The sequence below is a fragment of the Pseudomonas sp. WC2 genome (assembly GCF_050586545.1).
GTDB lineage: Bacteria > Pseudomonadota > Gammaproteobacteria > Pseudomonadales > Pseudomonadaceae > Aquipseudomonas.
Genome location: NZ_JBOBDR010000002.1, coordinates 1 through 25137 on the forward strand (window position 1 = coordinate 1; position 25137 = coordinate 25137).

At 58.0% G+C, this 25137-nt stretch carries 25 protein-coding genes; 15 read left to right on the forward strand and 10 right to left on the reverse strand.

The genetic code is table 11. The features are described 5' to 3' along the window. Both ACQ4OE_RS02055 and ACQ4OE_RS02060 read right to left on the reverse strand, forming a co-directional pair. On the reverse strand, positions 1-289 hold a 289-nt coding region (locus tag ACQ4OE_RS02055; protein ID WP_430945491.1), incomplete at its 3' end, for a putative quinol monooxygenase. Between the two features lie 123 nt (positions 290-412). Beyond that, entirely contained in the window at positions 413-1846 is a 1434-nt protein-coding gene (locus ACQ4OE_RS02060) for a PLP-dependent aminotransferase family protein (protein WP_122590667.1), read from the reverse strand. A 368-nt stretch (positions 1847-2214) separates the two neighbouring features. Here ACQ4OE_RS02060 and ACQ4OE_RS02065 point away from each other — a divergent pair, with 368 nt between their 5' ends. After that, positions 2215-2655: a carboxymuconolactone decarboxylase family protein gene (locus ACQ4OE_RS02065; protein WP_430945492.1), complete on the forward strand. Its 441-nt coding sequence runs from the start codon at positions 2215-2217 to the stop codon at positions 2653-2655. A gap of 130 nt (positions 2656-2785) precedes the next feature. Here ACQ4OE_RS02065 and ACQ4OE_RS02070 read toward each other — a convergent pair whose 3' ends face one another. Then, a complete protein-coding gene (locus tag ACQ4OE_RS02070; RefSeq protein ID WP_430945493.1) occupies positions 2786-3100 on the reverse strand; it encodes a hypothetical protein in 315 nt (104 codons plus the stop codon). 207 nt (positions 3101-3307) lie between these two features. On the opposite strand from ACQ4OE_RS02070, the gene ACQ4OE_RS02075 reads away from it, so the two are divergent. The 3 genes from ACQ4OE_RS02075 to ACQ4OE_RS02085 are packed head-to-tail and all read left to right on the forward strand — an operon-like array spanning position 3308 to position 5492. Next, positions 3308-3973, forward strand: coding sequence for a secretin and TonB N-terminal domain-containing protein (locus tag ACQ4OE_RS02075; RefSeq protein WP_430945753.1), 666 nt, complete (start codon positions 3308-3310; stop codon positions 3971-3973). Then, positions 3970-4521: an RNA polymerase sigma factor gene (locus tag ACQ4OE_RS02080; protein WP_122590675.1), complete on the forward strand. Its 552-nt coding sequence runs from the start codon at positions 3970-3972 to the stop codon at positions 4519-4521. The genes ACQ4OE_RS02075 and ACQ4OE_RS02080 overlap by 4 nt, the downstream gene beginning before the upstream one ends. 32 nt (positions 4522-4553) lie before the next feature. Further along, entirely contained in the window at positions 4554-5492 is a 939-nt protein-coding gene (locus ACQ4OE_RS02085) for a FecR family protein (protein ID WP_430945494.1), read from the forward strand. 188 nt (positions 5493-5680) lie between these two features. Here the strand turns inward: ACQ4OE_RS02085 and ACQ4OE_RS02090 are convergent, their stop codons facing one another. Then, positions 5681-6289 (reverse strand): prepilin-type N-terminal cleavage/methylation domain-containing protein, encoded by a 609-nt coding sequence (locus tag ACQ4OE_RS02090; protein WP_430945495.1) that lies wholly within the window; start codon positions 6287-6289, stop codon positions 5681-5683. Beyond that, positions 6286-6738: a type II secretion system minor pseudopilin GspH gene (gene gspH, locus ACQ4OE_RS02095; RefSeq protein ID WP_430945496.1), complete on the reverse strand. Its 453-nt coding sequence runs from the start codon at positions 6736-6738 to the stop codon at positions 6286-6288. The genes ACQ4OE_RS02090 and gspH overlap by 4 nt, the downstream gene beginning before the upstream one ends. 120 nt (positions 6739-6858) lie before the next feature. Between gspH and ACQ4OE_RS02100 the strand changes: the two genes are divergently transcribed. After that, positions 6859-7290, forward strand: coding sequence for a type II secretion system protein N (locus tag ACQ4OE_RS02100; protein ID WP_430945497.1), 432 nt, complete (start codon positions 6859-6861; stop codon positions 7288-7290). A gap of 175 nt (positions 7291-7465) precedes the next feature. Here ACQ4OE_RS02100 and ACQ4OE_RS02105 read toward each other — a convergent pair whose 3' ends face one another. Continuing rightward, positions 7466-11176: a hypothetical protein gene (locus tag ACQ4OE_RS02105; protein ID WP_430945498.1), complete on the reverse strand. Its 3711-nt coding sequence runs from the start codon at positions 11174-11176 to the stop codon at positions 7466-7468. Positions 11177-11392: 216 nt separating this feature from the next. Between ACQ4OE_RS02105 and ACQ4OE_RS02110 the strand changes: the two genes are divergently transcribed. Beyond that, complete coding sequence (locus ACQ4OE_RS02110; RefSeq protein ID WP_430945499.1) at positions 11393-11677, forward strand: hypothetical protein; 285 nt, start codon at positions 11393-11395, stop codon at positions 11675-11677. A 469-nt stretch (positions 11678-12146) separates the two neighbouring features. Beyond that, entirely contained in the window at positions 12147-12506 is a 360-nt protein-coding gene (locus ACQ4OE_RS02115; RefSeq protein ID WP_430945500.1) for a DUF6124 family protein, read from the forward strand. A gap of 160 nt (positions 12507-12666) precedes the next feature. On the opposite strand, the gene ACQ4OE_RS02120 is transcribed toward ACQ4OE_RS02115, so the two are convergent. From ACQ4OE_RS02120 to ACQ4OE_RS02130, 3 genes are all read right to left on the reverse strand, one after another. Then, a complete protein-coding gene (locus tag ACQ4OE_RS02120) occupies positions 12667-13080 on the reverse strand; it encodes a hypothetical protein (RefSeq protein ID WP_430945501.1) in 414 nt (137 codons plus the stop codon). Then, a complete protein-coding gene (locus ACQ4OE_RS02125; protein ID WP_430945502.1) occupies positions 13077-14423 on the reverse strand; it encodes a HEAT repeat domain-containing protein in 1347 nt (448 codons plus the stop codon). Before ACQ4OE_RS02125 ends, ACQ4OE_RS02120 begins: the two co-directional genes overlap by 4 nt. Before the next feature lie 328 nt (positions 14424-14751). Beyond that, a complete protein-coding gene (locus ACQ4OE_RS02130) occupies positions 14752-15693 on the reverse strand; it encodes an aromatic alcohol reductase (RefSeq protein ID WP_430945503.1) in 942 nt (313 codons plus the stop codon). A gap of 96 nt (positions 15694-15789) precedes the next feature. Here ACQ4OE_RS02130 and ACQ4OE_RS02135 point away from each other — a divergent pair, with 96 nt between their 5' ends. After that, positions 15790-16248, forward strand: a complete 459-nt coding sequence (locus tag ACQ4OE_RS02135; protein WP_430945504.1) for a winged helix-turn-helix transcriptional regulator — start codon at positions 15790-15792, stop codon at positions 16246-16248. A 145-nt stretch (positions 16249-16393) separates the two neighbouring features. Here the strand turns inward: ACQ4OE_RS02135 and gspI are convergent, their stop codons facing one another. Next, complete coding sequence (gspI, locus tag ACQ4OE_RS02140; RefSeq protein WP_430945505.1) at positions 16394-16768, reverse strand: type II secretion system minor pseudopilin GspI; 375 nt, start codon at positions 16766-16768, stop codon at positions 16394-16396. A gap of 147 nt (positions 16769-16915) precedes the next feature. On the opposite strand from gspI, the gene gspG reads away from it, so the two are divergent. The 7 genes from gspG to gspF are packed head-to-tail and all read left to right on the forward strand — an operon-like array spanning position 16916 to position 25041. Beyond that, complete coding sequence (gene gspG / locus ACQ4OE_RS02145) at positions 16916-17374, forward strand: type II secretion system major pseudopilin GspG (RefSeq protein WP_122590699.1); 459 nt, start codon at positions 16916-16918, stop codon at positions 17372-17374. An 8-nt stretch (positions 17375-17382) separates the two neighbouring features. Next, a complete protein-coding gene (gene gspK / locus ACQ4OE_RS02150; protein WP_430945506.1) occupies positions 17383-18342 on the forward strand; it encodes a type II secretion system minor pseudopilin GspK in 960 nt (319 codons plus the stop codon). Further along, positions 18339-19514: a type II secretion system protein GspL gene (gspL, locus tag ACQ4OE_RS02155; protein WP_430945507.1), complete on the forward strand. Its 1176-nt coding sequence runs from the start codon at positions 18339-18341 to the stop codon at positions 19512-19514. The genes gspK and gspL overlap by 4 nt, the downstream gene beginning before the upstream one ends. After that, positions 19507-20055 (forward strand): type II secretion system protein GspM, encoded by a 549-nt coding sequence (gspM, locus tag ACQ4OE_RS02160; protein WP_430945508.1) that lies wholly within the window; start codon positions 19507-19509, stop codon positions 20053-20055. Before gspL ends, gspM begins: the two co-directional genes overlap by 8 nt. Continuing rightward, positions 20052-22427: a type II secretion system secretin GspD gene (gspD, locus tag ACQ4OE_RS02165; protein WP_430945509.1), complete on the forward strand. Its 2376-nt coding sequence runs from the start codon at positions 20052-20054 to the stop codon at positions 22425-22427. Before gspM ends, gspD begins: the two co-directional genes overlap by 4 nt. Next, positions 22424-23830 (forward strand): type II secretion system ATPase GspE, encoded by a 1407-nt coding sequence (gspE, locus tag ACQ4OE_RS02170; protein ID WP_430945510.1) that lies wholly within the window; start codon positions 22424-22426, stop codon positions 23828-23830. The genes gspD and gspE overlap by 4 nt, the downstream gene beginning before the upstream one ends. Then, on the forward strand, positions 23830-25041 hold the full coding sequence (gspF, locus tag ACQ4OE_RS02175) for a type II secretion system inner membrane protein GspF (protein WP_430945511.1): 1212 nt from the start codon (positions 23830-23832) through the stop codon (positions 25039-25041). The genes gspE and gspF overlap by 1 nt, the downstream gene beginning before the upstream one ends. Positions 25042-25137: the final 96 nt, after the last annotated feature.

The window sequence follows — 25137 nt, forward strand, 5'->3', positions numbered from 1 at the left end:
CGATGGGGAAACTATTGAAGTCGACGCTATTGGCCAACCGGCTATCGATCAGGTCAATAAACCCCTGCGCCTCGGGCCGGTTGAAATGCGCCTGCATCGCCGCTTCCGACTGCCAGCGGGCGCTGACCGTCCAGCGGTGGCTGTCCTCGGGGCAGCGGTCGACCAGGTAAGAATCGCAGCCCGGCGTTGCGCGCAGGGTTTCGACAATTCTCTGCAGTTGCCTGCCCAGTTCCTCCGAGCGGCCGGCGGCAGCCTGCACCTGAACCGTATTGATGACTTCGTTGGACATTGCTCACACTCCTGAATCAGGCCGGACGAATCCTGCTCACTGAGGGATAACGCCTGTGCAGAATAGGCCTGCACCCCCGGAACACCAATAACCAATCGGCGGTTAAATCCTGAGGCCAATGGCTCAGGCGATCTGCTGGAGGAGGTCGCGCAGGCGATCCAGGGCGATATCGATGTCCAGCGTGTCGATGGCGCCGAAACCGAAGTACAAACCGTCTTTCGCCGGCTGCTGATAATAGAAGCCGTTGATCGAGTACAAACCGACCTCGACCTTCTTCGCCAGCTCTATCAGCAGCGGCAAGTCGATGGGCACCTTGCAGAACACCGCCATGTGAAATCCGGCGCTCGCCGGTACGGCCTGCAGCCACGGTGAAAGATCGGTCGCCATCCGCTCGAGAATCCGTTCGCGGCGCTGCGCATAGATCGCGTGACAGCGGCGAATGTGCTTGAGCAGGCAACCCTCTGCGATGAACTTGGCCAGCGCCCACTGCGGCAGGGTCGAGGCGTGCAGATCGGTGAGCTGTTTGGCGCGAATCACCGCTTCAATGATCGCTGGCGGCAGGATGCCATAGCCCAGGCGCAGCTCGGGCAACAAGGTTTTGGAGAAGGTGCCGACGTAGGCGACGATGCCGCGCTGGTCGAGGTTATACAGCGAATCGGTCGGCCGGCCTTCGTAGCGGAATTCGCTGTCGTAATCGTCCTCGATGATGATCGCACCCAGCTCATGAGCGCGGGCCAGTAAGGCTTCGCGGCGAGCGTGGCTCATCGGCATGCCCAGCGGAAACTGGTGCGACGGCGTGACATAGATGAGGCGTGTGCCGTCGGGAATGTGCTCGACCTGAATACCCTCGGCATCCACCGGAATCCCGACCACTTCGGCGCCGTGGGTGCCGAACAACAAGCGTGCCGGCGGATAACCAGGGTCTTCCATCGCCACCAGACTGCCGGGGCGAAGCAGCACGCGGGCGATCAGGTCCAGCGCCTGTTGCGCGCCGTTGCACACGACGATGTCTTCGTCCTGACAGTTGATCCCGCGAGAAAACGCGATGTGCCGGGCTATCGCATTGCGCAGCGCTGGCAGTCCTTCGGCAACGCTGTAGAAGCCTTTCGATTGGGTCATCTGACGCATCGCGTGGGACACGCAGCGCCGCCAGTCATCCTGAGGAAACTGGCCCTTGCTGGTCGCGCCGCCGATAAAGTCGTAGCGCAGCGAGCCTTCCAGCGTCGGGTGACGCAGAAACACCGGCAGATTGCGCCAGCTCTCGATCACCTCGGCACCGGCCAGTTCAGTGTGGCTTTGCTTGCGCTGGATCTGCGCCGGACGCGCGTTGACGTAAGTGCCTTTGCCGATCACCCCGGTGAGGAAGTTTTCGTAGGTCAGTTGTGCGTAGGTATCGGAAATGGTCTTGCGCGAGATCCCCAGTTGCTCGGCGAGCAAACGGCTGGGCGGCAGTTGCGTGCCAGCGGCCAGACGCCCGGTTTCGATGGCCCCGCGCAGTTGTTGATACAACTGACCGGCGAGGTCCTTGCGGCCGTTGATCACGACATGAAGTTCCATACCGACGAGGCTCCCGAGGCTGTTTGGCGTGCCCGCCAGATTACCGCTGTTGGATGATCGGCAATAGTTGCGTGGAATAAATATCCGAAATTGGCGCAAACCCCCTGTGGGAGCTAGCAGGGCTCCACAGGGGGGTTGCGGTGTGATTGAGGCTGTTTTGATCGTTCCCACGCTCCGCGTGGTAACGCCTCCCGTGACGCTCTGCGTCACAGTGGACGCGGAGCGTCCATGGCTGCATTCCCACGCGGAGCGTGGGAACGATCAGTTCGCGGAGTTATTGGTGTGGCGGCTTTTCGTGAAATTGGGGCTGTAATGCGCCGGCGTCGGCGTTTACGGTGAACTCATTATTCCGTCTACCGAGAGCCGCCATGTCCCCGCGTCTGGATTACTACAACGCTTCGCCCAAGGCGATGAAAGCGATGATTGCCATGGAGGCGCTGACCAGCAATTTGAGCATCGAACAGCCGCTGCTGCAGCTGATCCGCATCCGCGCGTCGCAGCTCAACGGCTGCGCGTTTTGCACCGACATGCACTCGGTGGATGCACGGCGGGCCGGGGAGAGTGATCGGCGTTTGTATGCAATCGCGGTGTGGCGCGACAGCAACTTCTTCAATCCCCGCGAACGTGCAGCGTTGGGCTGGGCTGAGGCGGTGACGTTGTTGGCGGAAAGTCATGTGCCCGATGATGTTTATCAGCAGGCGCGTGAGCAATTCAGCGAGGGCGAACTGGTAGACCTGACCATGGCCGTCACCACCATCAACAGCTGGAATCGCCTCGCGGTGAGCTTCCGCCAAACGCCTAGCGATTGAGCCCCCCCATGATCGTTCCCACGCTCTGCGTGGGAATGCCTCAACGGACGCTCTGCGTTCGGCTCTGAAGGGGACGCAGAGCGTCCCGGGCTGCATTCCCACGCGGAGAGTGGGAACGATCGGTGGCGTGTCATTGCGGTGGGCGTTGCGGTTTCACCGAGGTGCCAAAGGTATTGCCCATCCGCGTGCTGGTAGCGGCTGGCGTCGCGAGGCCCACCTGATTCGGCGGTCGTTTGTTCACCGGCACATTCAACGCCTCCTGATTCTTCTCGGCAGCCGCTGCACCATCCGGGTTATTGCCCATCTGCTGACTCAAACAATCGTAATTCGGCGCCTTGTAACCGCCGACCGTCACGTCCACACAACCTAGCGGTTGCTCGGCGTGAGCGCTCGCGAACACGCTCAGCAGCATCGCGCCCCACGTCAATTTCCACAGTGTTTTCATGCAGGCCTCCTGGCCGGCCCGAAGGGGCCGCGCTATGCCATGAGTCTAGTGCAAGCCTCGCGCAATTCCCGTGATGGTTTTTTTGCACCGGCCGTCACACCAGAGTCATAAACAGCCCTCAGGATGACGGTTTTCAGGGGTACGTCAGCCGTGCAGCGAGGCAGTTCCAGGGACGGTCTTCAGCGTTCGACCACGCGTGTGCGCCAGATGTATCTGGGGCTGCTGCTTGGCTGGCTCGCAAGTCACGCGGCAGCGGAGCCGGTGCCGGCGGACTTGCGCATGACGCTGCACATTCCCGCGCAGGATCTGGCCCGGGCGCTGGATCAGTACAGCCGCGCCACGGGCGTTGCGGTGCTGGTCGACAGCCAACTGAGTCGCGGCAGACGCTCGCTCGCGGTAGACGGCGAGTTCACCGCCGCCGATGCCCTGCGCCGGTTGCTCGGTGGCAGCGGCTTGATGGCGCGGTATGCGCGCAATGACGCGTTCACCCTGCAAGTGGCGCAGGTGGAAGACGTGCCGACGCCGACGCCAAAGCAGTCGCCGGAAAGCGCCGCCGTCAGCCGCAGTTACGCCACCGCCGTGCAGGCGGCGATTGAGCAAAACCTGTGCCGCTCGGCGCTGACCCGTCCGGGCAGTTATCGCGCGGTGTTGCAGGTCTGGGTCGGCCGCGACGGCGTGGTGCAGCACAACCGGTTGGTCACTTCGACCGGTGATGTACGGCGTGACACCGCGCTGGTGGAAAGCTTTCGCAACCTCAAAATCGACCGGCCGACGCCCAGCGCCTTGCGTCAGCCGGTCACGCTGCTGTTGTTACCGGAGTCGTCAGGGAAACGCATGGAATGCACGAAATGGGAAGGAGTTTCCGGGGGATGAAAGACACCGGACAAGGCTCGATGAGCCAATTGTTCCTGACGTCCTACGAGGACTTTCGGGTGCGTTTGCGCAGGCGTCTGGGCTCGGAGGATCTGGCCAACGACGTGCTGCACGAAACCTGGCTGCGGGTCGACCGCATGGAGACGCCGCCCAATCTGCTGCGGCCCAACGCCTACCTGTATCGCATCGCCCTCAACATCGCCGCCGACCGGCGTCAGGCCGACGCGCGCCTGCTCACCGGCAGCGAGGTCGAAGAACTGCTGCAAATCAGCGACGAGGCGCAGGATCCGGCGCGAGTAGTCGGCGGGCAAAAGGAAATCCAGTCGTTGCTCAGCGCCCTCTACGAACTGCCCGCACGGCGGCGAAGGATCTTCATTGCTGCGCGCCTGGAAGAGGCGCCGCACCTGGAAATCTCCCAGCGTTTCGGCATCTCCACGCGCATGGTCGAAAAGGAAATCAAAGCCGCATTGAGCTATTGCGCCGCGAAACTGGAAAGAAAAGTGTTTCAGCGGTTCGGTCGCGGGGCCGGAAAACCGTCTTCAGAGTAGTGTCCCGATTAATCCGTTGAGAATCTGCGCGTTTGAACATCTTTCGACTGAGACCTGCCGAGCCATCGGCCAGCGAAAATCTGCACAGCGAAGCCCGCGACTGGCTGATCCTGCTGACGTCGGGCCGCGCCACCGTCGCCGACGCTCGTGCGCTGCGCGAGTGGTGCGCGCAGAGCAACGAACATGCGCAGGCATTCGAAGAAGCCAAGGTTCTGTGGCAGCACCTGAAGCCAGCGGCTGAGGCGTTGCAGGCACCGCGCGGCTTTGGTCGGCGCGCTTTTCTCGGCGGCGCGATTGCCGCGTCGGCAGCGTTCTTTGTGGTGCGCGGCACGATCCCCGGTGGCTTCGAAGGGCTGGGCGCCGATTACATCACCGAAGTCGGCCAGCAGCGGCGCATCGAGCCAGCCGATGGCGTGAGGCTGGAGCTCAACACCCAGACGCGGATCAACCAGCGTGCCGTCGACGACGGCGTGCAAGGCTTCGAACTGGTCAGCGGCGAAGTCGAAGTGCAGACCTCGCGCCTGCCCCTGGCGATGCAGGCGGGAGGAGGGTGGTTGCGCGCCAGTCAGGGGCGTTTCAACCTGCGCAATACCGATCAACAGGTGTGCGTGACCTGCCTTGATGGCGCCGTTGAAGTTGACGTCGAAGGGCGGAGTTTGCGCCTGCAACCGGGGCAGCAAGTGACCTACGACGCGCGACAGGTTGGCGCTATTCAATCTGTCGACACCGCTGCCGTCGTGAGCTGGCGTCAGCAAATCCTGGTGTTCAACGGCGCGACCCTCAGCCAGATGATCGACGAAATCAACCGCTACCGCCCCGGCATGTTGCTGCTGCTCAACCGCGAACTCGGCCAACGCCGAGTCCAGGCCCGCTTCAGCCTCGATCAACTTGCTGGCGTTGCACTGCTGATCCGCGATGCCTACGGCGTCAAGTTCACCGAGCTGCCTGGCGGGGTCGTCGTTCTTAGCTGATTTTACTGTTGGATGTACCGGCCCAATCGCCAGCAGGGCTAGCTCCCACCCTAATCCTGTGTTCACAAGCAATTCCCTGTGGCAGCCAGTCCTGCTAGCGATGACGGCCTGCCACTCAACCCATCCCTAACTGACTCCACCCAATCCAAATGCAGAACCCTTCGCCACAGATCAAACGAATCAAAACCTCACTCCAACAACCCAATCACCTGCCGATACCGCTCCACCCCCTGCGCCGTCTCCCGACTCAACCGAATCTCCAACCCCAACGGATCCTCCCGCCGATTCCCACTCAACTGCCGCCACCCCCGGTCCACCTCCCAAACCCGCACCTGCACATCACTCACCCCATCCAATACCGCCACCCCAGCCGTGGGCGCCGGCAGCGGATACCGACTCCGCGCCTCAGCCACCGCCCGATACAACGTGTCCCCCTTGACCCACCAGCGCACCCGTTGCAACGCCCCCGGCTGATCCGCCGCACTGCGAATCACATCCAGCCGAAACCCCTTGCTGTCACTGCTCCGCACAGTAACCGCCGGCGGCGCCGTCAGCGGCTCATCATCCACGCCAACCTTCTTCGGCTCCGTCAGCTCAATGCCCGCGCGCATCTCCACATCCCGCTGCAACTGATTCAACGCCCGCAATAAACTGTCACTCTGCTCACCACTCGCCTGCAAATGACCATCAGCCCGAGTCACACTGTCCAACCCCCGCCAGGCAATCACACTCACCACCGCCATCAGCAGAATCGCGACCATCACCTCAATCAAAGTAAAACCGTGCTGATTCTTCATTGGATACTGATCCGCCCAGCGCCGTCGCGCACCACGCTCAACCGATTCAACCCATCCGACAACGTCAACTGCAGCGGCGGATTGATCCACTCAGCATTCAGCACCACCCGCTGCTTCGGCTCCACCCGCACATCAATTTTCGGACTCTGCCAAGCACGCGGACGCAACTGCTGATCCTGCGCAAAATGATCAAACCCCTTGCCACCGTCCCCACGCCGACTAAACCGAAACCCCTTGGCATCGCTCAACCAGACAATCACCCGACCATCCGCCCGCGCCTCGGCCTGCGCCACCTGCAGCAACTGCGCCACGCGCTCGGCATCCTTGCGCAGCAACTGCAGCGGATCCGGTTTGATACTCAGACTGATCGCCGCGCTGGCGATCCCAATGATCACCAGCACCACCATCAGCTCAATCAGAGTGAAGCCCTGTTGCTTGCCCACGTTCATCGATTGCGCGCTCCTTTGCGTCAATTTCCAGAGTGCACGGCGAACATGTAAGGCGTGTGAAATAAAACGGAGAGAATTGCCGCGTAGGCTGAGCACAGGGATAAAAAGGAGATTCAGCCCATGACATTCGCCACACGCATTTCCCCACCGCAAATGGTCCAGGCCCTCGCCCTGCTCGCCGCACTGGTCGGCGTCGCGACATGGTCGTCGCTGCTACTGACCACCGCCGAATCCCAAACTCCGGCAGTGGCTCCGCAATTGCTGGCGGCGCGCAGTGATAGCCCGGCGTTGCAGTGGTTTTCCAATCAGATGGCGCCGGTGGATATCAAGGTGAGTGGAGTGATGGCGGGTGGTTCGGCGGCGGTGGCGATATTGAGTTTGAACGATGGACCGCCTAGGAGTTTTTTGCCGGGGGAGAGGGTTGGGCCTGGGGTGAAGTTGGTCGCGGTGGAGGGGGATGCGGTGGTGATTGAGCAGGGTGGGGAGAGGGTGAGGTTGGAGGTGGAGAGGTTGGCGGAGGGGGTGGTGTTGCCTAGGTTGGTGAGGCCGTGATTTTTAGGATTGAATTATTTATGTTTGAAGTTTAGTTGGATGCTAGTGTAATCGCCTTCAAAAAGAGAGAACAAGTCCGGAGTATGTGTCTTCTTTTGGCCAGTTTCGGATCGTCATGTATGTCCGCTACTGGCCAAAAGTAATAACTCGGATATCGCCACGAATGTGTGGTGACTCAATGATCGCCTAAAAGGAATTTAGTAATACCCTTGCGGAATGCATTTACGCGAATGAATGAACCTTCAACGCTGACAGAAGAAATAATCCTGCGGCGCTCTAGCTCTAGCACAAATATCATGTTTTTCTCATTGTTAGGTATCTTCTGGCGTGTGTTGGGCTTTACGAATTGACAATGCGGCTCTGGTGCTGCGTTTAATGCGTCAGCAATTTCTTCATTCGTAAGTATGTGAATGAAGTTGTAAAGTAAGTTTATTGCCACCCTCTGTGAAGAGGCATTCATTAAGCAGTGAAATGCAAGTTCTCGACTATAACCTTCAATGCTCAACCCTTCAGCAGATAAATATAGCGCGATTTTGTTTGTTGCGCCTGAGTTACCTTGTAGTTCCTCCAGTTTTATCCATTTCACAATTTCCGATTTTCTGCTGTCTGGAAACAGCGCAAAAAGCTCTAGTTTTACATCAAGGTCAATGGGGTATGTGTCCATCTGCTTGATGTAACTGGCAAAATTTGTTTTGATCAGTGTTGCTTTAAGTAGCGGTGACTCAGAGGCTTCTGTAAACGAATCTTTGTTTAGAGCGATCTTTCCAATGCGAGCCAAGATCAGCTTTCTGTCCAAGGCCATATCTGAAGGGAATCCGTTATAAAGATAACGAGAGCAAGCGCATAGTCTTTCAAAACTTGAAATCTCTATATCGGTATTATTGATAATGAATCGAGAAATCGCCTTTCCGCTCTCGTCGTCATCATCGGTCAAAGGAATTTGAATTCTCGCCAACTCATCGACCACCTCATTGTCGCTCAAAAAGACATTTAGACGAGTAAGGTCGACATCCACGGACCGGTGATACTCAGTAATGTTTTCCCATTCTATGCTAATCTTTTTATTGAAGAGTAGCTCTCCCCGCATGAAGTTAGGTATGTCGGTAAAGCGATGGAATATGCAGGTTTGCCGTAATACATATTGAGTTGCTAGCTCTTGATTTACCTCGGGGTGATTAATGATTTTTATCAGTGCCTCCCTCGATTCGCTAATGTTTTCTTCTGTTGTTAGTGCCACATCCTCAAGGAAGGTATTTATATTTTTCCAAATATACTCATTGATCGTCTGGTCGGGCGCGAGATTGATAGTTGTGTAGATTGCTTGGCGATAATCAAGTTGTGCGGTGTCGGTTGTAGTGTTGTTGTGAGAAATATTTAATAGCGCAAAATATATATTGTTTTCGGTTATTTTATATAGGGAGTTCTGGCATGCGTAGGCGGCCAATTCTTCCAGTTGGCGTAATTCTTGAAGGCTTTCAAGTTTCACAAACATCAACTTAAGTGATTGGTATCCATTAGCAAAAGAAATATTTTCGGCGAATACTGACGCGCTATTGTTTGATAGGTAATGGTTTAGTGCGTTATTGGTGTTCATTTTCTGTGCTATATAAGAGGGGTCTACATAGGATAAGATTTTAGCAATATGCCTATACGATTGATCGCTCTCTATAGATGCGACGCCATAACCACTCCATTGCGCTGATAGTTCTCTCGTGAACGCATCGACTACCCGCCCGGACAGCCAATACGCTTGGAAAAAGTCTTCTACGCCGGCAAAATTTTTTGCCACAAACTCAATCGCACCGCGGATTTTCGCGGAATTAGCCACACTTGTAGACAAAAGATAATCCATAAGTGCGACGTTTAGTACGTACTCTGCGCCGAAATCTTCATCACGCATCTCTGCGACAACCTCGCGAGGATTGTCGATTTGTGCATTTGGATCTACAGGTCTGAAGTCACGAATCATTTGGATGAAGTTCCAGTCATTTCGTGACATTCGACCTTCATGGAAAATTGAAATGTACAGATGGTAGGTTTCGTCTAAAAAACCGTTTTTGATTAAATATTTTAAAAGTCGCGAATCGCTAATTTCAGAATCTGCGATTGCAGCATCAATCTCTTCGTTCGCATGAATCAGTAATTGCCGTAAAGGCTGTCTGGCGAGCTCTGCTTTTTCTTCTTTGAGATTCGAAATTTCGACATTCAATTGATTGCGGCGCTTTGCGCTCTTGTTCTTGATTGCTTCATTTCTTGCCTCAAACTTTGATCCAGGTGTCGCCTTGTTCTCTATTTCGCGGAAAGAAACTCCAAGCGAGATATTTTGGTTCGGCTGGCCGTAGAAGTAACTATTCGGAACGAACATGCCATTTATGTAGATTGGATTTTCTTTAAATATTTTTTTAAAATTATCCCAGTCAAATAATTCTTCCATAGTCAAAATTTGGGAGTCTGCGTAGATGCCATTAATCTGATGAGCTGAATTGCTTCCACAGAGTTGTCCCCAGAAAATCCGAACGAGGTCCTCCTGCGCTGAGCATAATTCAGTCTCAGATTCTAAAATCGATGCTCTAAGATTATCAATTTTAATATCTGTGTCAGCAGCTGCTTTCGCGATTAATTCGGCTCGCAGACCAACAATGTTGTACAAGGCACCTTTGCCATGATGTAAAGCTTCGAAGTCCTTTGGATAGGTGTTTTTATATACAATGATTGCTAATAACTTATTTGGGTTCGGCACGCCACCAACTTTGTCTTGGTAGACCAAGAATTCGTTGCTGATATTCTTGATTAGTCGGTAGTCATCCAAGTACAAAGAGACTTCGCTCAAAAAACGGTTGTCAATATTGTTGCCCCTGGATGATATGCACTTGGCGAACATCTCTCTCGAGTTTGAATTGTTTATGATCGGAATAATTGGTGTAATGAAGTCGAAAAACTTTGCTCGATCTTTATTGAAGAATACATCGTCCTTAATCGCGTATATGAATTTCAGTGGTTGAGGTTGTCTTAAACGATCTAGCATCCATTTGCGTTTAGGCCGGTCATTGATGATCTTGTTGATTTCTCTTAATTTGATAAATATCTCAGGGCTACCGAATCGATCAAGATCTTCAAAAACTACAACGTCGTAATCATTCTCTTCGAAAAAGTATATGATCTCATCCAGATGCTTATTCAAGATTGAGCTTTCCGGTGTGCCGTCTAGCTCGACCTCACCGTTTTGCAGCGACAGTTTTTTAACCGAAAGTGAGTGTGAAGCTTTCAAAGAAAGGGAAATGAGCTGCGCGAAATACGAAAAAGCATATAAGCATGTAAAAAACCATAGAGGCTTTACATCATCTAATGTGGTGACGGTCAAGATGGTGTCGCGCTCGCGATAGATATATCCACATGCGACGATCCAGAAAGCGAACCCTAGAGCATTAAGACTTAGCCAACTTGGTTTGGTTATCCGCTTAAATCTTGAGTAGGGCAAGGTTCGAGTATCGGCACCATATAGCATCTGCTGCAGAATGCTTCGTTCGACTTTAACGGTGACTTCATCTGAAGTAGGAGCAGAATCCAACTCACTGCTGATATTAGGATCGCTAAAGGTTGCTAATGAGACATTTAGAAAACGAAATGGCGAATTCTTTTCATAAGTCTTGATCACGCTGGTTTTTCCTGACCCGTAAGGGCCTGTCAGCGCAACGTTCCGAATAGAGGGACTCCGCATAGCGAAATCCAGAGCTTTCCGATACAGCCCCTCGATGTCTGCGTTATCAACCGGTGTAAGGTCAAGGAACGTCTGGGGAGTCGCCTCATCACGAGAGAGTAACCACTGGGCGCGTCTGATTTTCTTGGTGTTGAGCACCTTTTCGAATAGCGACTTGAGCAATTTCAATTCAGTCATCCTTGAGAAATAACTGCAAACCTGTCCACCGATGAGAGTAGAAGGACCTCAATTTAAAACTGATGGCATTATGCTCGCGGATCGCACAACTGACTCGCTTTTTTTATGAGAAGAAATCAGCAAAAAATGGGGACTGATTTATTTACTGGCATCCGACCAGCCTCCTTTCAATGCTAGAGCCCTTCATCTCTCCCCGGCGCCAAAGGTATGAAAAAGCTTTCAATCGCAGCGATCCTCGTCGTAGTGACTATGCTCTACATCGGCTACTACGAAGCCCTTGAGGACGGTGACATCGAAACCATTGTCTTCATCAAGAGGCACTCCACGTTTCAGATGAAGTTTTACAACATCCACGCCAATGATGGAGAGATCAGGACGGTAGAACGGCTGACGGCGGAGCAGGGGTGGATTATTGATTACTGTAGGTACCGGTTGGGCATCGATACAGACCTGAGCACTCAGGATGACGTCGATATGTGCTGGAAGAAATAGCGCTGTTTATATGGCCGAGGTTGTCAGTTACGACTGGCAATCTCGGCCATTTTCTTTCGTCTGTTGGGGCAGGGGACGGATCTGTCGTGGGGCCGAGACGGAATGAGGTCTAGATAAACACCAACGTTTAAAAAGACATCTCCGGACACTCTCTCAGGCTACATATCCTTGCGCCTTTGCCTACAGCTACGCCAGAATCCGCCGGCTTGTGCGCCTTGAGGGCGGGTTCTATTGTGGTCCGGTCGCTGACGAATCAGCGATCGGGTTTGGTAGCCCGGTTTAGACTTGGCGCATAGCGTCACCCGATGCAGGCCTTTTTGAGGCTGTGTATTTATGGTGGCCATGCGCAGGGCGTCTTCGGGCGCGCCGGTTCTCCAAGTCACCGGTCTACCAACCTTCGTATGGCCACCACCCCTTCGTTTGGTAGCGAAAGATGATGGCTCCTTTTCTATGATTTGGAGATTCACTCATGATCAAACCAACACCCAACCCGCCTGAAACCGCCTCGGTTTCGCCCTACGAATCCATCGATTCCAAAAAACTCCACGAAGCCGCCGACCGCGCGCTCGACCATTACCTCTGTCCACCCGGTTCCACGCCGCCCCCACGTAAAAACCGTGGGATGTACGCCGTGACGGCGGACAATAAAACCGAAGAACTGCTGGTCGATGCCAGTGCAACACTCGCTTCGGCCAAAACCATCGCCCAGAACGTCTCCAGCCTGTTGCCGGCATCGCAGCGCCATGCGCTGGCGGGGATTGCGCAGCTGATCATGCTCGGGGAGTTGGCGGTGAATCGGGCGTTGGATAATTTGCAATTGCCCGATTGATGCGGGTGTCGTGATCACTTGCTGATTGATCGGGTGTTCATTCTGGCGCCTTCGCGAGCAAGCTCGCTCCCACAGGGTTTTATGTCAGTCACGGACATCGTGTTCGGCGCTGGAACCTGTGGGGGCGAGTTGGCTATAGTCCTGCGCCGTCTTGATTTGGTTATTGAGACGCCTCAGGACACTCACTAATCCATCGCGTCACCGCCATGTTATTGAACTGCTCACCAATCGTATCTACCCGCAGGCAAGCGCCTTTCTTCGAGTAATACAAGATGCAGCGCGAGCTATCGAAAGAGCAGGTATCCAGTTCGATGAACTTGCGTGCAGCCAACTCCCGCTCCACGCCGCTGTATTCATAGCCGTCGGTGGTATGCATCGGCGTTGGCTTCCAGCCTTGTTCGACTAGCTTGGACTTGGCCGCCACCAAACGTTCCCCGACGATAATGCCTGCTGGTCCGGGCTTTTCGTTTGGCGCTTGTGAACCATCAGCAAATGCTGTGCTGATACCCAAGCAGGTAAGTGCGACAAGCACGGAAAATAAATCCGTCCCTATTTTGCTGTTGAGCCTGGTCATGACAAACGAATACCCGAGCGGATCAGCCCCTTTGCCGTCAATTCTCGGAGCTTTTCCTGCCATGATGCGCGATCTGTCTTGGAGGTTACCGGATCGACGACGAGATATTGCCAGTCACACCACGCATCGATTTGGCCGAGCCAATACGTTTGCCCGGCCTGTCCTGTGTCGAGGCGTTCCAAGAAGTAACCGAGTTGTTGCCAAGTCGGGACCAAGCGAAAAATGGCGCTGCGTCGCTTTGACGTAAGCTCGTGCCACTCGCAATCAAGTTTCGCCATCAATCCGTTGCGCAATAGAGGCCACGTGACTTTGTCCAGTTGCGCAATCGCAACCGCAAATACTTTCTCCGATGGATCATCGAGCGCCTCGAACAGTTCAGGCAGTTGATCCTCGCGGAGCAGGCGCGTCGCGTCCTGACGCACGGTGACATACGCCGAGCGCAATGCGGGTGTGTGCCATCGTTCTGGCAACTCGACAGCCAGTTCTGTGGCGAGGCCGATCACGCCTAGCCAGTGTTGTTTAGCCGTGGGCAGAGGCTGACTTAATCGCTCGGTCAGGACGGCGTGCGCATCAACGTCGTTACGAAGCGCAGCCCAGATCGCCAGATTACGGACTCCCGGTGAAGCATCCAACAACGCTTCGCGCAGTACAGGTTTTGGGTCGGCGAGCAGCGGCAGCAGCGCATAAAGTACGCGTACGCGGATCTTGCCACCGTTGTGTGGCAAGGCTTCAAGGAGCAACGGCAGACTCTGGTCCGCCGGCAAGGTCTGACTCACCGTCACCGCCATCAACCGCACGGTTAACTCGCGATGAACCAATGCTCTGAGAAGCAGCGTTTCGGAATTCTCGGGGTTTTCGAGCAACAGCGTAAATAGGTAACGCGCGGCTTTGCCTTGGCGTTTTGAAAACTCGGCGTACACCTCATCCCGGCAATCCACCGATTGCAACATTGCACGAGCTGTCGACAGTGTCTGGCCGTGGTCGACTCTGCTTTGCGCTGCCAATGCCATCAAGGGTTCCAGTGCGAACAACCATGCCTGGGTATGTGCAGACGACAGGTAGTGTTTCAGCCCTTGCGCTGCCAAGTCGCGAACCTGAGGGACCCAATCGTTCAGACGTTCGATCAACACTGCGAGTGCTTCGGGGGACGGCTGGCTGCACAGTTCTCGCACAGCGACTTCCCGGACGAAGCCATTGGAGTGATTGCTCACGTCTGCCCATGTGCCGGTGTTGCCGAAGTGAGCGAGTACCTCCAGCGCTTCGTTGCGCCGGTAGTCTTCATAAGTGGAAGGCTGTCCTTGCTTGCGTGCCAAGCGAGCCAGCCAGTCTTGTGTCGAGTTCATGGGTTGTCCTGTGCGTCCTTGCGGGGGCATTGAGTTTGTGCAAAAGCAGGAGGCTACGCGATTTGCTCTTGCGGGGAAAATGCCGGGGATTGTGCTCGGAGAGTTGGCGGTGAATCGGGCGCTGGATAATTTGCAATTGCCGGAGTGATGCGGGTGTCGGGATCACCCGGTAATAGATCGGGTGTTCTTCTGACGCCTTCGCGAGCAAGCTCGCTCCCACCTTTGCGCGTGTTCCAAGGTGGGAGTGCGCTGGCATTTCAGCCGCGATAAATTTCAAGAAGCTGTTCGCGCCTCGGTTACCCGCGAATGGCGGGTCACTTTCTTTGCATCAATCGACTGCCAGATTATCCCGAGCCCACTGTTCAGCCGTAGTCACCTCAATCGACTGCCGTTCGTTGAACGTCCCCGCTTTAGGCCACGACACGCCTCTGCCTTGGGCAAATACGGCGCGGTATTTTTTGATGTGGTGGGTGGGGTCTTTTTCCAGTTCCTGCATCAGGTACGGAACCGTCCAGACGTTACGCTTGAACGGTCGCCCGAGCACTCGTTCAAGCAGGCTCGCCACCTGCCCATACGTCACCGTGTCGCCAGACAGGTAGACGATCTCGTTGCGAAAGCGCGGTTGGTAGAAAACGATGTCGGCTGTCAGCTTACCGATGTCCTCTGGTGTGGTGAGGGTCACGCTGGTTTCCAGGCTGCCCAAGGCGTTGACGGTGGAGTTCTCAAAATCGACGACCTCAAATATCGGCTCGAACAGAAAACTGGTGAACATGCCGGTCGAGATGATTACCCATTCGGTTTTATCTTGGGCGCGGAGCAACTCGCGCACGTCGAGTTGCGCATCGAACAGATCCTGCGGGCTGCCCCGGCCAATCACTTCGAAATCGACGCCAAACTGCCAAGGGAAATAGCGCCTTACGCCGGACTGGAGCGCGGCTGTCGCCAGTTTCATTGGCGTTTCGCGGCCGGCGACCATGCCTGCGCAGCCTATGACGGTGTCGAATGCTGCGAAGACTGTTGCCAGTTGATCGATGGAGTCGTTAACCAGGTCTGCAGCGACCAGGTGGATGCCCAGACTGCGCAGTTCATCGATTTCCAGTTTTTTCTCAGGGGCTTGCGTGTTGATGGTCGAACCTCTGAGCAGGACGCTGATGGTGTTGCCGGGCGAGCGCTTGGCTACCCGTGCAAGATTGCGCAGCACCGGCAGGCCGAGTTCTCCGGCGCCGAGTACGAGAATGGATTGTGGGGAAGGGTGGGTCGCTTGGGTCATGATGTCTCCTGAGATCCGTCGTCTGTATGATTTGGCGATGCTGGCACGATTGCGCAGCGCTCAGAAGAAGGCACACGCGTGATACCAGGGGGGAAAATGACCGATGAGGAAGCCCTTAGCCAGGCAGAAGCGATCTGCCAGACGCTAAGACGAGACGATGATGGCGTGCGGCGCGAAGTCCTGGCTCACGCCGGTAGCCGCTGGTCACTGGGTATCCTGCATGCCCTCGGTGTTTACGGCACGATGCGTCATGCCGAGATCAAGCGGCAGATGACGGGTGTGACTCAGCGCATGTTGACCAAGACGCTCCGAGCGCTGGAACGCGATGGTCTGCTGATACGGCGCGAGCTCGATCAAGTGCCGCCCCATGTCGAGTACGAGCTGACGCCGTTGGGTATGGAGTTGTTGGTCCGCATGTCGCCGATTTGGACTTGGGTTGTGGAGCACGTCGAGGACTTTCGCGAGGCGCGTCGGGCGTTTGATAGCCAGAGTGGTAAGAAACCCTCATGGCAAATTCCGGTAGTGGGTCTGGGCGATTCGGATGCGTCCGATTGAATAGTTGCTTCGGCGTAAATCATCGCGCAGGACTTCGCCGTCGGATCACTTGCTGATTGATCGGGTGTTCATGCTGGCGCCTTCTCGAGCAGGCTCGCTCCCACAGGGTTTTGTGGTGCTCATAGGTATCGTGTGGAGGCTGGAACTACATTGGGCGGCTTAGTAGCGTTTCTAGTTTGGCCAGTGGCGGGACGTCCTGGTTGCGGTCGAATACCTGGATGGCGATTTTGAGCAGGCGGCCATTTTCGGCTGCGGCAATCACTTGTTCGCAGCGCAACAACAAGCGGCCCTGATCGCAATCGATAGCCTTCATTCCCACCGGCAATTTCCCCTCCAGCCGCAACTCCGCCATCCGACTCTGCGCCGCGATCAGCGCCACCGACCGATCCCGTAAAACCCCGCTGCTCTGCGTCATCAACCCTGCCACACGCACAGCTGCGGACATGGCCACGGCGATAATCGCCAGGGCCACCAGCACTTCAATCAGGGTGAAACCTCGTTCTCGGGAACGCGCTCGCATAAGTGGCCCAACGCCAAAGCACAGCCCTCGACGCTAACCCGCGTCGTTGACGGCTTGACGACGAAAACTCCCGAGGATTTTCAACATCCCTGACATATCTTCTTGCAACACTGCGCGTCGAATCGAATCTAGCCAGGGAATGTCGAGATGGATATCGCACCGTGCACACCGCTTCAACCGTTGCCGCGCAAGCCCCGGGGTCAGCGGGGTTTTACCCTGATCGAGATCATGGTGGTCGTGGTGATTCTGGGGATTCTGGCGGCGATGGTGGTGCCGAAGGTGCTCGACCGGCCGGATCAGGCGCGGGCGACGGCGGCGAAGCAGGACATTGGTGGGTTGATGCAGGCGCTGAAATTGTATCGCCTCGATCACGGCACTTATCCGTCGATGAATCAGGGTTTGAAAGTGCTGGTCGAGCGTCCGGCGGATGCGAAGAACAGCAACTGGCGCTCGTATCTCGAGCGTTTGCCGAACGATCCGTGGGGTCGTCCATATCAGTACCTCAATCCGGGTGCCAACGGCGAGATCGACATCTTCAGTCTCGGTGCTGATGGTCAGCCAGACGGCGACGGCGTGAATGCCGATATCGGTTCCTGGCAGTTGTAAGGCCGGCCATGAACAGCCGTTCGCCGAACCGGGCGAAGGAAGAGGGCATGGCGATTATCAGTGCTTTGCTCATCGCTGCGGTGGTGGCGGTGATTGCGGCGGGCATGCTCACGCGCCAGAGTGTTTCGACGCGCAGTCTTGAGGCCGATCAGCAGCGTGTGCAGGGGCGTTGGGTAGCGTTTGGCGGCTTGGAGATCAGTCGGCAACTATTGTGGGACGCGCGCCAGCGTGATCCGTTGACTCGACTCGATCAGCCGTGGGCCCAGCGCTTGAGCGCGCAGGGTTTTGAAGGGCGGCTGGAGGACGAGCAGGGCAAGTTCAACTTGCGCACGCTGGTGGCCAATGAGCGCGTCGATGAGGCGCAGGTGCAGGCGTTTCAGCGCTTGTGCGAGTTGCTTGGGGTGAACGCCGGATTGGGGCAGCGCATCAGTCAGCGGGTCATCGCGTCTTATCCGCGATTGTTGAATCCGCAGATTGCCGAGGCCAGCAAACCCGGTTTCGACAGCGGCCGCGCGACGTCGCCGACTGCTTCGCACAAGCCGCAAAAGCCAACCTTGCCGATGCTGCGCAGTCTCGAAGATTTGCGCAGCGTTGACGGCGTGAATGACGCGCTCATCAACAAACTGGCGCCGTACCTGACGGTGATTCCGGCGATGACGTGGCTCAACGGCAACACCGCCACCGCGCCGGTGTTAGCGGCGTATGTGCCGGGGCTGTCGCTGGAGCGCGCGCAAGCGTTGATCAATGAGCGCGATGCCGGGCGCTGGTTTATCAATCGTGGCGATTTCGTTAACCGTTTGCGCATGCCGCAATTGGAGCTGACCAGCGTCAAGGTCGGCATCACCAGCGACTGGTTTCGTCTGCGTGGCGAGGCGCGGCGCGATCAGCGCCGGGTCAGTCTTGAGGCGTTGCTGCATCGCAGTGAAGATCGTTTGCCGCAGGTGATCTGGTCGCGGGTGGGCGTATGAGTCAGCTCAGAATTGCCTTGCCGCCCTTGGCCGAACTGGATTTGCACAGCGAACTGAATTGCGCGTGGCTGGATCGTCAGGGCCAGGTCAGCCGTGAAGCGCGGCAAAGTTTGAATCAACTGAGTCAAATACCGAAACAGCCGCCGCTGGTGTGCTTTCTGCACCCCAGCGACAGCCTGTTGGCGAGCCTCGACTTGCCACCGCTGCCCGCCAACAAAACGGCGGCGGCGGTGCAATGTGCGGCGCAGGCGTTGATGCTTGGTGACAGCAATGCGATGCACATCGCTCACAGTCCACGGGACGAAACCGGACAGGTGCAGATCGCCTGGGCGCCGCGCCAGGACTTGCAGCGACTCGGCCAGATGCTCAAGCAAAGCGGTCTGAACCTGCGCGGTTTGTTCCCGGCGGCGTACAGCTTGCCGGTGCTGCCGGGCACGGTAGCGTGCGTGCAGGATGGGCATCTGTTGTTGCGCGACAGTGTGCAAGCGGCGCGGGTGCAGCCGTTGTTCGAGGACGGCGTCGATAGCGTTGTGTGGCAACCCGGGACAACGTTGCACTGGATTGGCGATCAAGCGCCGTCCACCGCCGAATTGCCGATGGCTGACACGCAGCGCTGGACCGGGCCGTTGCCGGGCTGGGGCTTGCATGGCGCTGTTCAGCAGCCGCGCAGCGAGCATCGCGGTTGGGGCCGGGCGGTCGGTTTGTCGGCACTGGCCGTGGCGGTGTGGGTGATCGGTTTGAATCTGTATGCGGCCCGCGAAGCCAGCCAGGGCCAGCGGCTCAAGACACAGATGAACGTGCGGGTAAAACAGGCCTTCCCCGAATTGCCGGTGATCCTCAATCCGCTGCAACAGGCTCGCCAGCAATTGGCTGCGCGGCAGAAAGGCGCGGCGGATGATCCGACGCAAAACTTCAATCGCTTGGTGTTGCAGGCCGGCAGCGGCATGCCGTTTATGGCCGGCAGCGTTGAGCGGCTGTCGTTTGTTGGCGACACCTTGCAGTTGAATCTGCTCAGCGAGGCCCGTCGTACGGGTGGCGACAAGGAATGGCAAAACACTCTGGCCCAGGCCGGCATCAGCGTCACCGCCGAGGACGACGGCTGGACCTTGCGTCCGTCCGGTGAAACCGGCGCCACCGAGAGCGATGACAGCAGCGGAGCAGAAGATGAATAAGGCATCGCTGGCGGTTTATCGGGCCAAATGGCAGCGCTTTAACGCTCAGTTGCAGGCGCGCTGGCAGCCCTTGGCGCTGCGCGAAAAACGCATGGTCGCCGGCATGGCAATCGCGCTTGTGAGCCTGCTGATCTGGGTTGCACTGATCCAGCCACCGCTGAAAAAAATCGCTTACTGGCAGACCGAGACGCCAAAGCTGCGCGCGCAGACCGAAGCGCTGGAAGTGCTGCTGCGTGACGTCAGCGTGCGCCCCGCAGACCAAAGTGTCGGCCAAGCGCTGGAGCAAACCCTGCAGGCCAGTGGCTTGAGCGGGCATTACCAATTACAGGCTGCGGACGCCGGCGCATGGCAGTTGAGTTTCGATGCCGCGCCGGCCGATGCGCTGCTCGACTGGCTGTTGAGTCAGCCGTCGCAACTTTCTCTGCAAGTGGTCGAAGCGCAGTTGCAACGCAGCGAAAACGCTTCGACTGAAGTCACTGCCGGCACTTTGTCGGGCACCGTTCGCATGGATCAGGCGCTGGGCGCTAAGGAAGCTTCATGAAGGGGTCAGGATCCAAACCGGCACGTCTGGCATTGCCGATGTTGCTGATGGCGTTGAGCGCGTGCAGCAACACCAGCACACCACAGAATCAGCCGCCGTTGCTGGTCGACAGCGAGCTCGGTCGGCCACTGGCCAACACCCAGCGCAATGGCGACGCGGTGGCGGATCGCGAACGGGCGCAGGCCCAGGCGCGGCCGGTGCCGAAGCAACTGCACAACATTACGAAAAGTGCACGCAGCGGCGCGGCGGCGCCAAGCACTCCGGCGCTGGGTAATCCGTTGGGCACCCAACCGGTGACGCTGAATTTTGTCGATGCCGATATTCAAGCGGTGGTGCGCTCGTTGTCGCGCTCCAGTGGCCAGCAGTTTCTGGTCGATCCTCGGGTCAAGGGCACGTTGACGTTGGTCTCGGAAGGTCAAATCCCGGCGAACCAAGCCTACGACATGTTGCTGGCGTCGTTGCGCATGCAGGGTTTCAGCGTGGTCGATGTCGGCGGTGTGGCGCACGTGGTGCCGGAGGCTGATGCGAAGTTGCTCGGCGGCCCGCTCTACAGCCCCGGAAAACCGGCCGGCAACGGCATGCTCACGCGTACTTTTCGCCTGCAGTACGAGAACGCGGTGAACCTGATCCCGGTGCTGCGTCCGATCGTTTCGCCGAACAACCCGATCAACGCCTATCCGGGCAACAACACCATCGTTGTCACCGATTACGCCGAGAACCTCAATCGTGTGGCGCAGTTGATTGCCAGCATCGATACCCAGAGCGCAATCGACACCGATGTGGTGCAGATCCAGAACGGCATCGCCGCCGACATCGCGCCGATGGTCGCCGAATTGCTCGACGCGCCGGGCAATGATCCGACGCAGAAAATCGCCGTGATTGGCGACCCGCGTTCCAACACCATCATCATCCGCTCCGGCAGCCCGGAGCGCACTGAGCTGGCGCGCAATCTGATCTACAAACTCGACAACGCGCAGAGCAATCCGAGCAATCTGCACGTGGTTTATCTGCGCAACGCGCAAGCGGCAAAACTGGCCCAGGCGCTGCGTGGGTTGCTCACCGGCGAAAGCGACAGCGGCAGCAGCAGCAGCGACAGTGCGCGCTCGGTGCTCAGCGCGATGGGCAGCAGCACCAATTCCAATGGGCAAAGCGGCCAGAGCGGCAGCCAAACCAGCGGCACGACAACCACGAACAGCAGCGGCAGCACCGGCGGCAGCGACGCGCAGGGCAGCAGCGGTTCGACCGGCAGTGGCAGCGGCAGCACGCAGAACACTGAACAGAACGTCGCGTTCAGCGCGGGCGGCGTGACGATCCAGGCCGATGCGACCACCAACACCTTGCTGATTTCCGCGCCGGAGCCGGTCTATCGCAACCTGCGCGAGGTCATCGACTTGCTCGACCAGCGCCGTGCGCAAGTGGTGATCGAAAGCCTGATCGTCGAGGTTGGCGAGGACGACGCCAGTGAGTTTGGCGTGCAGTGGCAGACCGGCAACCTCGGCGGTAATGGCGTGATCGGTGGCGCCAATCTCGGTGGATCGGGGATCAACCTCAACGGCAAAACCAGCCTCGATGTGTTGCCGCAAGGGCTGAACCTCGGCTACGTCAACGGCACTGTCGATATCCCCGGGATCGGCAAGATTCTTGATCTGAAAGTGTTGGCCCGGGCCTTGAAGAGCAAGGGCGGCACCAACGTGTTGTCGACGCCGAACCTGCTGACCCTCGACAACGAAGCGGCGAGCATTTTCGTCGGGCAGACCATTCCGTTTGTCAGCGGCAGTTACGTGACTGGCGGTGGCGGCACCAGCAACAACCCGTTCCAGACCGTGACCCGCGAAGAGGTCGGTTTGAAGCTCAATGTGCGCCCGCAGATTTCCGAGGGCGGCACGGTGAAGCTGGATATCTATCAGGAAGTCAGCAGCATCGACGAGCGCGCCTCGAACAGTGCGGCGTCGGCGGGCATCGTCACCAATAAACGCGCAATCGACACCAGCATCCTCCTCGACGACGGGCAGATCATGGTGCTCGGCGGTTTGCTCCAGGACGGCTACAGCCAGAGCAACGACGCGGTGCCGTGGCTGGGCAGTCTGCCGGGGATCGGCGCACTGTTTCGCAACGAACGTCGGGCGATCACCAAGACCAACCTGATGGTGTTTCTGCGCCCGTACATCATCCGTGACAGCGAAGCCGGGCGCAGCATCACCCTGAATCGCTACGACTTCATGCGCCGCGCGCAGAGTGGTTTGCAGCCGGAACGCAGCTGGGCGATGCCCGATATGCAGGCGCCGCAGTTGCCGACCGCAGCGCAAGGTGTGCCGGCGGTATTACCGGCCTCTGGCCCGCGCGCAACCATCAAAGCGGTGCCCGTGCAATGAGTTCGCTGCCGTACGCCTGGGCCAAGGCGCAGCGCATTCTGTTGTGCGATGGCGTGTTGACCGTGTGCCCGTCGACGCCGGGTTGGTCGATCAGCGAAGTGCGCCGCCAGTTCGGCGCCACGCAGATTCAACGCGTGCGCGATGACCAACTCGACGGTTTGCTCGCCGCAGCCTACGCCGACACCGGCAGCGCAGCGGCGGTGGTTGGCGCGGCGGAAAACGAAGTCGACCTCGACCGCTTGATGCAGGACATGCCGGAAATCACCGACCTGCTCGACACTCAGGACGGCGCGCCGGTGATCCGCATGATCAACGCGTTGCTCACCCAAGCGGCGCGCGACGAGGCCAGCGACATTCACATCGAACCGTTCGAAACCCACTCGGTGGTGCGCTATCGCGTCGACGGCACCTTGCGAGATGTGGTTTCACCACGCAAGGCACTTCACGGTGCGCTGGTGTCGCGAATCAAGATCATGGCCCAGCTCGACATCGCTGAGAAACGCTTGCCGCAGGACGGTCGTATCGCCCTGCGCGTGGCCGGGCGTCCCATCGACATTCGTGTTTCGACGGTGCCGACCGGACACGGCGAGCGCGTGGTGATGCGTCTGCTCGATAAACAGGCCGGGCGGCTGCAGCTGGAAACCTTGGGCATGGATGCGCAGGTGTTGGCCAAACTCGATCATCTGATTCGCCAGCCCCACGGCATCGTTTTGGTCACCGGACCCACCGGCAGCGGCAAAACCACAAGTCTTTATGCGGCACTGGCGCGCCTGGATGCGAGCACCAGCAACATCCTCACCGTGGAAGATCCGGTGGAGTACGACTTGCCGGGGATCAGCCAGATTCAGGTCAACGCCAAGATCGACATGACTTTTGCCCTGGCGCTGCGGGCGATTCTGCGGCAAGACCCGGACATCATCATGATCGGCGAGATCCGTGATCTGGAAACCGCGCAAATCGCTGTGCAGGCGTCGCTGACCGGTCACCTGGTGTTGGCGACGTTGCACACCAACGATGCGGTGTCGGCGGTCAATCGTCTGATCGACATGGGCGTCGAGCCGTTTCTGCTGGCCTCGTCGATGCTCGGGGTGCTGGCGCAGCGGCTGGTGCGGCGCCTGTGCAATCAGTGCAAACAGGAAGACCCGGCGACGCCCGGCACCTGGCGCCCGGTCGGCTGCGCGGCGTGCAATCAAACCGGTTACAGCGGCCGCACCGGCATCCACGAATTGTTCTGCATCGACGACGACATCCGCACGCTGATTCACCAAGGGGCAGGGGAGCAGGCCTTACGCGCCTCCGCCGCCAAGGCCGGAATGTTCAGCCTGCGCGAGGACGGTGAGCGCTGGATCCGCAGCGGCGCCACCGCCCCTGAAGAAATCCTTCGTGTGACTCGGGACGCCTGATGAATCGCTATCGTTTTGAAGCCGCCGACGCCAGCGGCAAAATCGAATCCGGGCACCTTGAGGCGGACAGCCAAAGTGCCGCATTCAGCACTTTGCGCACACGCGGTTTGACCGCACTGTCGGTGAGCAAAGAAAGCAACGTCGCCAGTCACGGCGGCGGTGGATTGTTCAGCGCCAAACTCTCCGATAACGATCTGGCCTGGGCCACGCGGCAACTGGCGAGCCTGCTCGGCGCCAGTCTGCCGCTGGAGGCCGCGTTGAGTGCCACGGTGGAGCAAGCCGAGAAGAAACACATCGCCCACACCCTCAGCGCCGTGCGTGCCGATGTGCGCAGCGGCATGCGTCTGGCCGAATCGCTGGCGGCGCGGCCTCGGGACTTTCCCGAGATCTATCGCGCCTTGATTGCGGCGGGCGAGGAGTCCGGCGATCTGGCGCAAGTCATGGAACGGCTGGCCGATTACATCGAGGAGCGCAACAACCTGCGCGGCAAGATTCTCACCGCGTTTATCTATCCGGGCGTGGTTGGGCTGGTGTCGATCGGCATTGTGATTTTCCTGCTCAGTTACGTGGTGCCGCAGGTGGTCAGTGCGTTTTCCCAGGCGCGGCAGGATCTTCCGGGGCTGACCTTGGCGATGCTCACCGCCAGTGATTTCATTCGCGCGTGGGGCTGGTTGTGCGCGGCGATCATGGCGGGGGCGTTCTGGAGCTGGCGCTTGTATTTGCGCAATCCGGCGGCGCGCTTGCGTTGGCATCATCGGGTGCTGAAGTTGCCGTTGTTCGGGCGCTTCATCTTGGGTTTGAACACCGCGCGATTTGCCTCGACGCTGGCGATTCTTGGCGGTGCCGGCGTGCCGCTGCTGCGTGCGCTGGAGGCGGCGCGGCAAACGCTGTCCAACGACCGCTTGAGCCTGAGCGTCAACGAGGCCACGGCCAAGGTGCGTGAGGGCGTCAACCTGGCCGCCGCGTTGCGCGTCGAGAACGTGTTTCCGCCGGTGCTGATTCACTTGATCGCCAGCGGCGAGAAAACCGGCTCGCTGCCGCCGATGCTCGAGCGTGCGGCGCAAACCCTGTCGCGGGATATCGAACGCCGGGCGATGGGCATGACCGCGCTGCTGGAACCGCTGATGATTGTGGTGATGGGCGGGGTGGTGCTGGTGATTGTGATGGCGGTGTTGTTGCCGATCATTGAGATCAATCAGTTGGTGCACTAGCTGGTTTTGAGGGTGACTGGGCCGGCCTCTTCGCGAGCAAGCTCGCTCCCACACTTGAAATGCGTTCCCCCTGTGGGAGCGAGCCTGCTCGCGAAG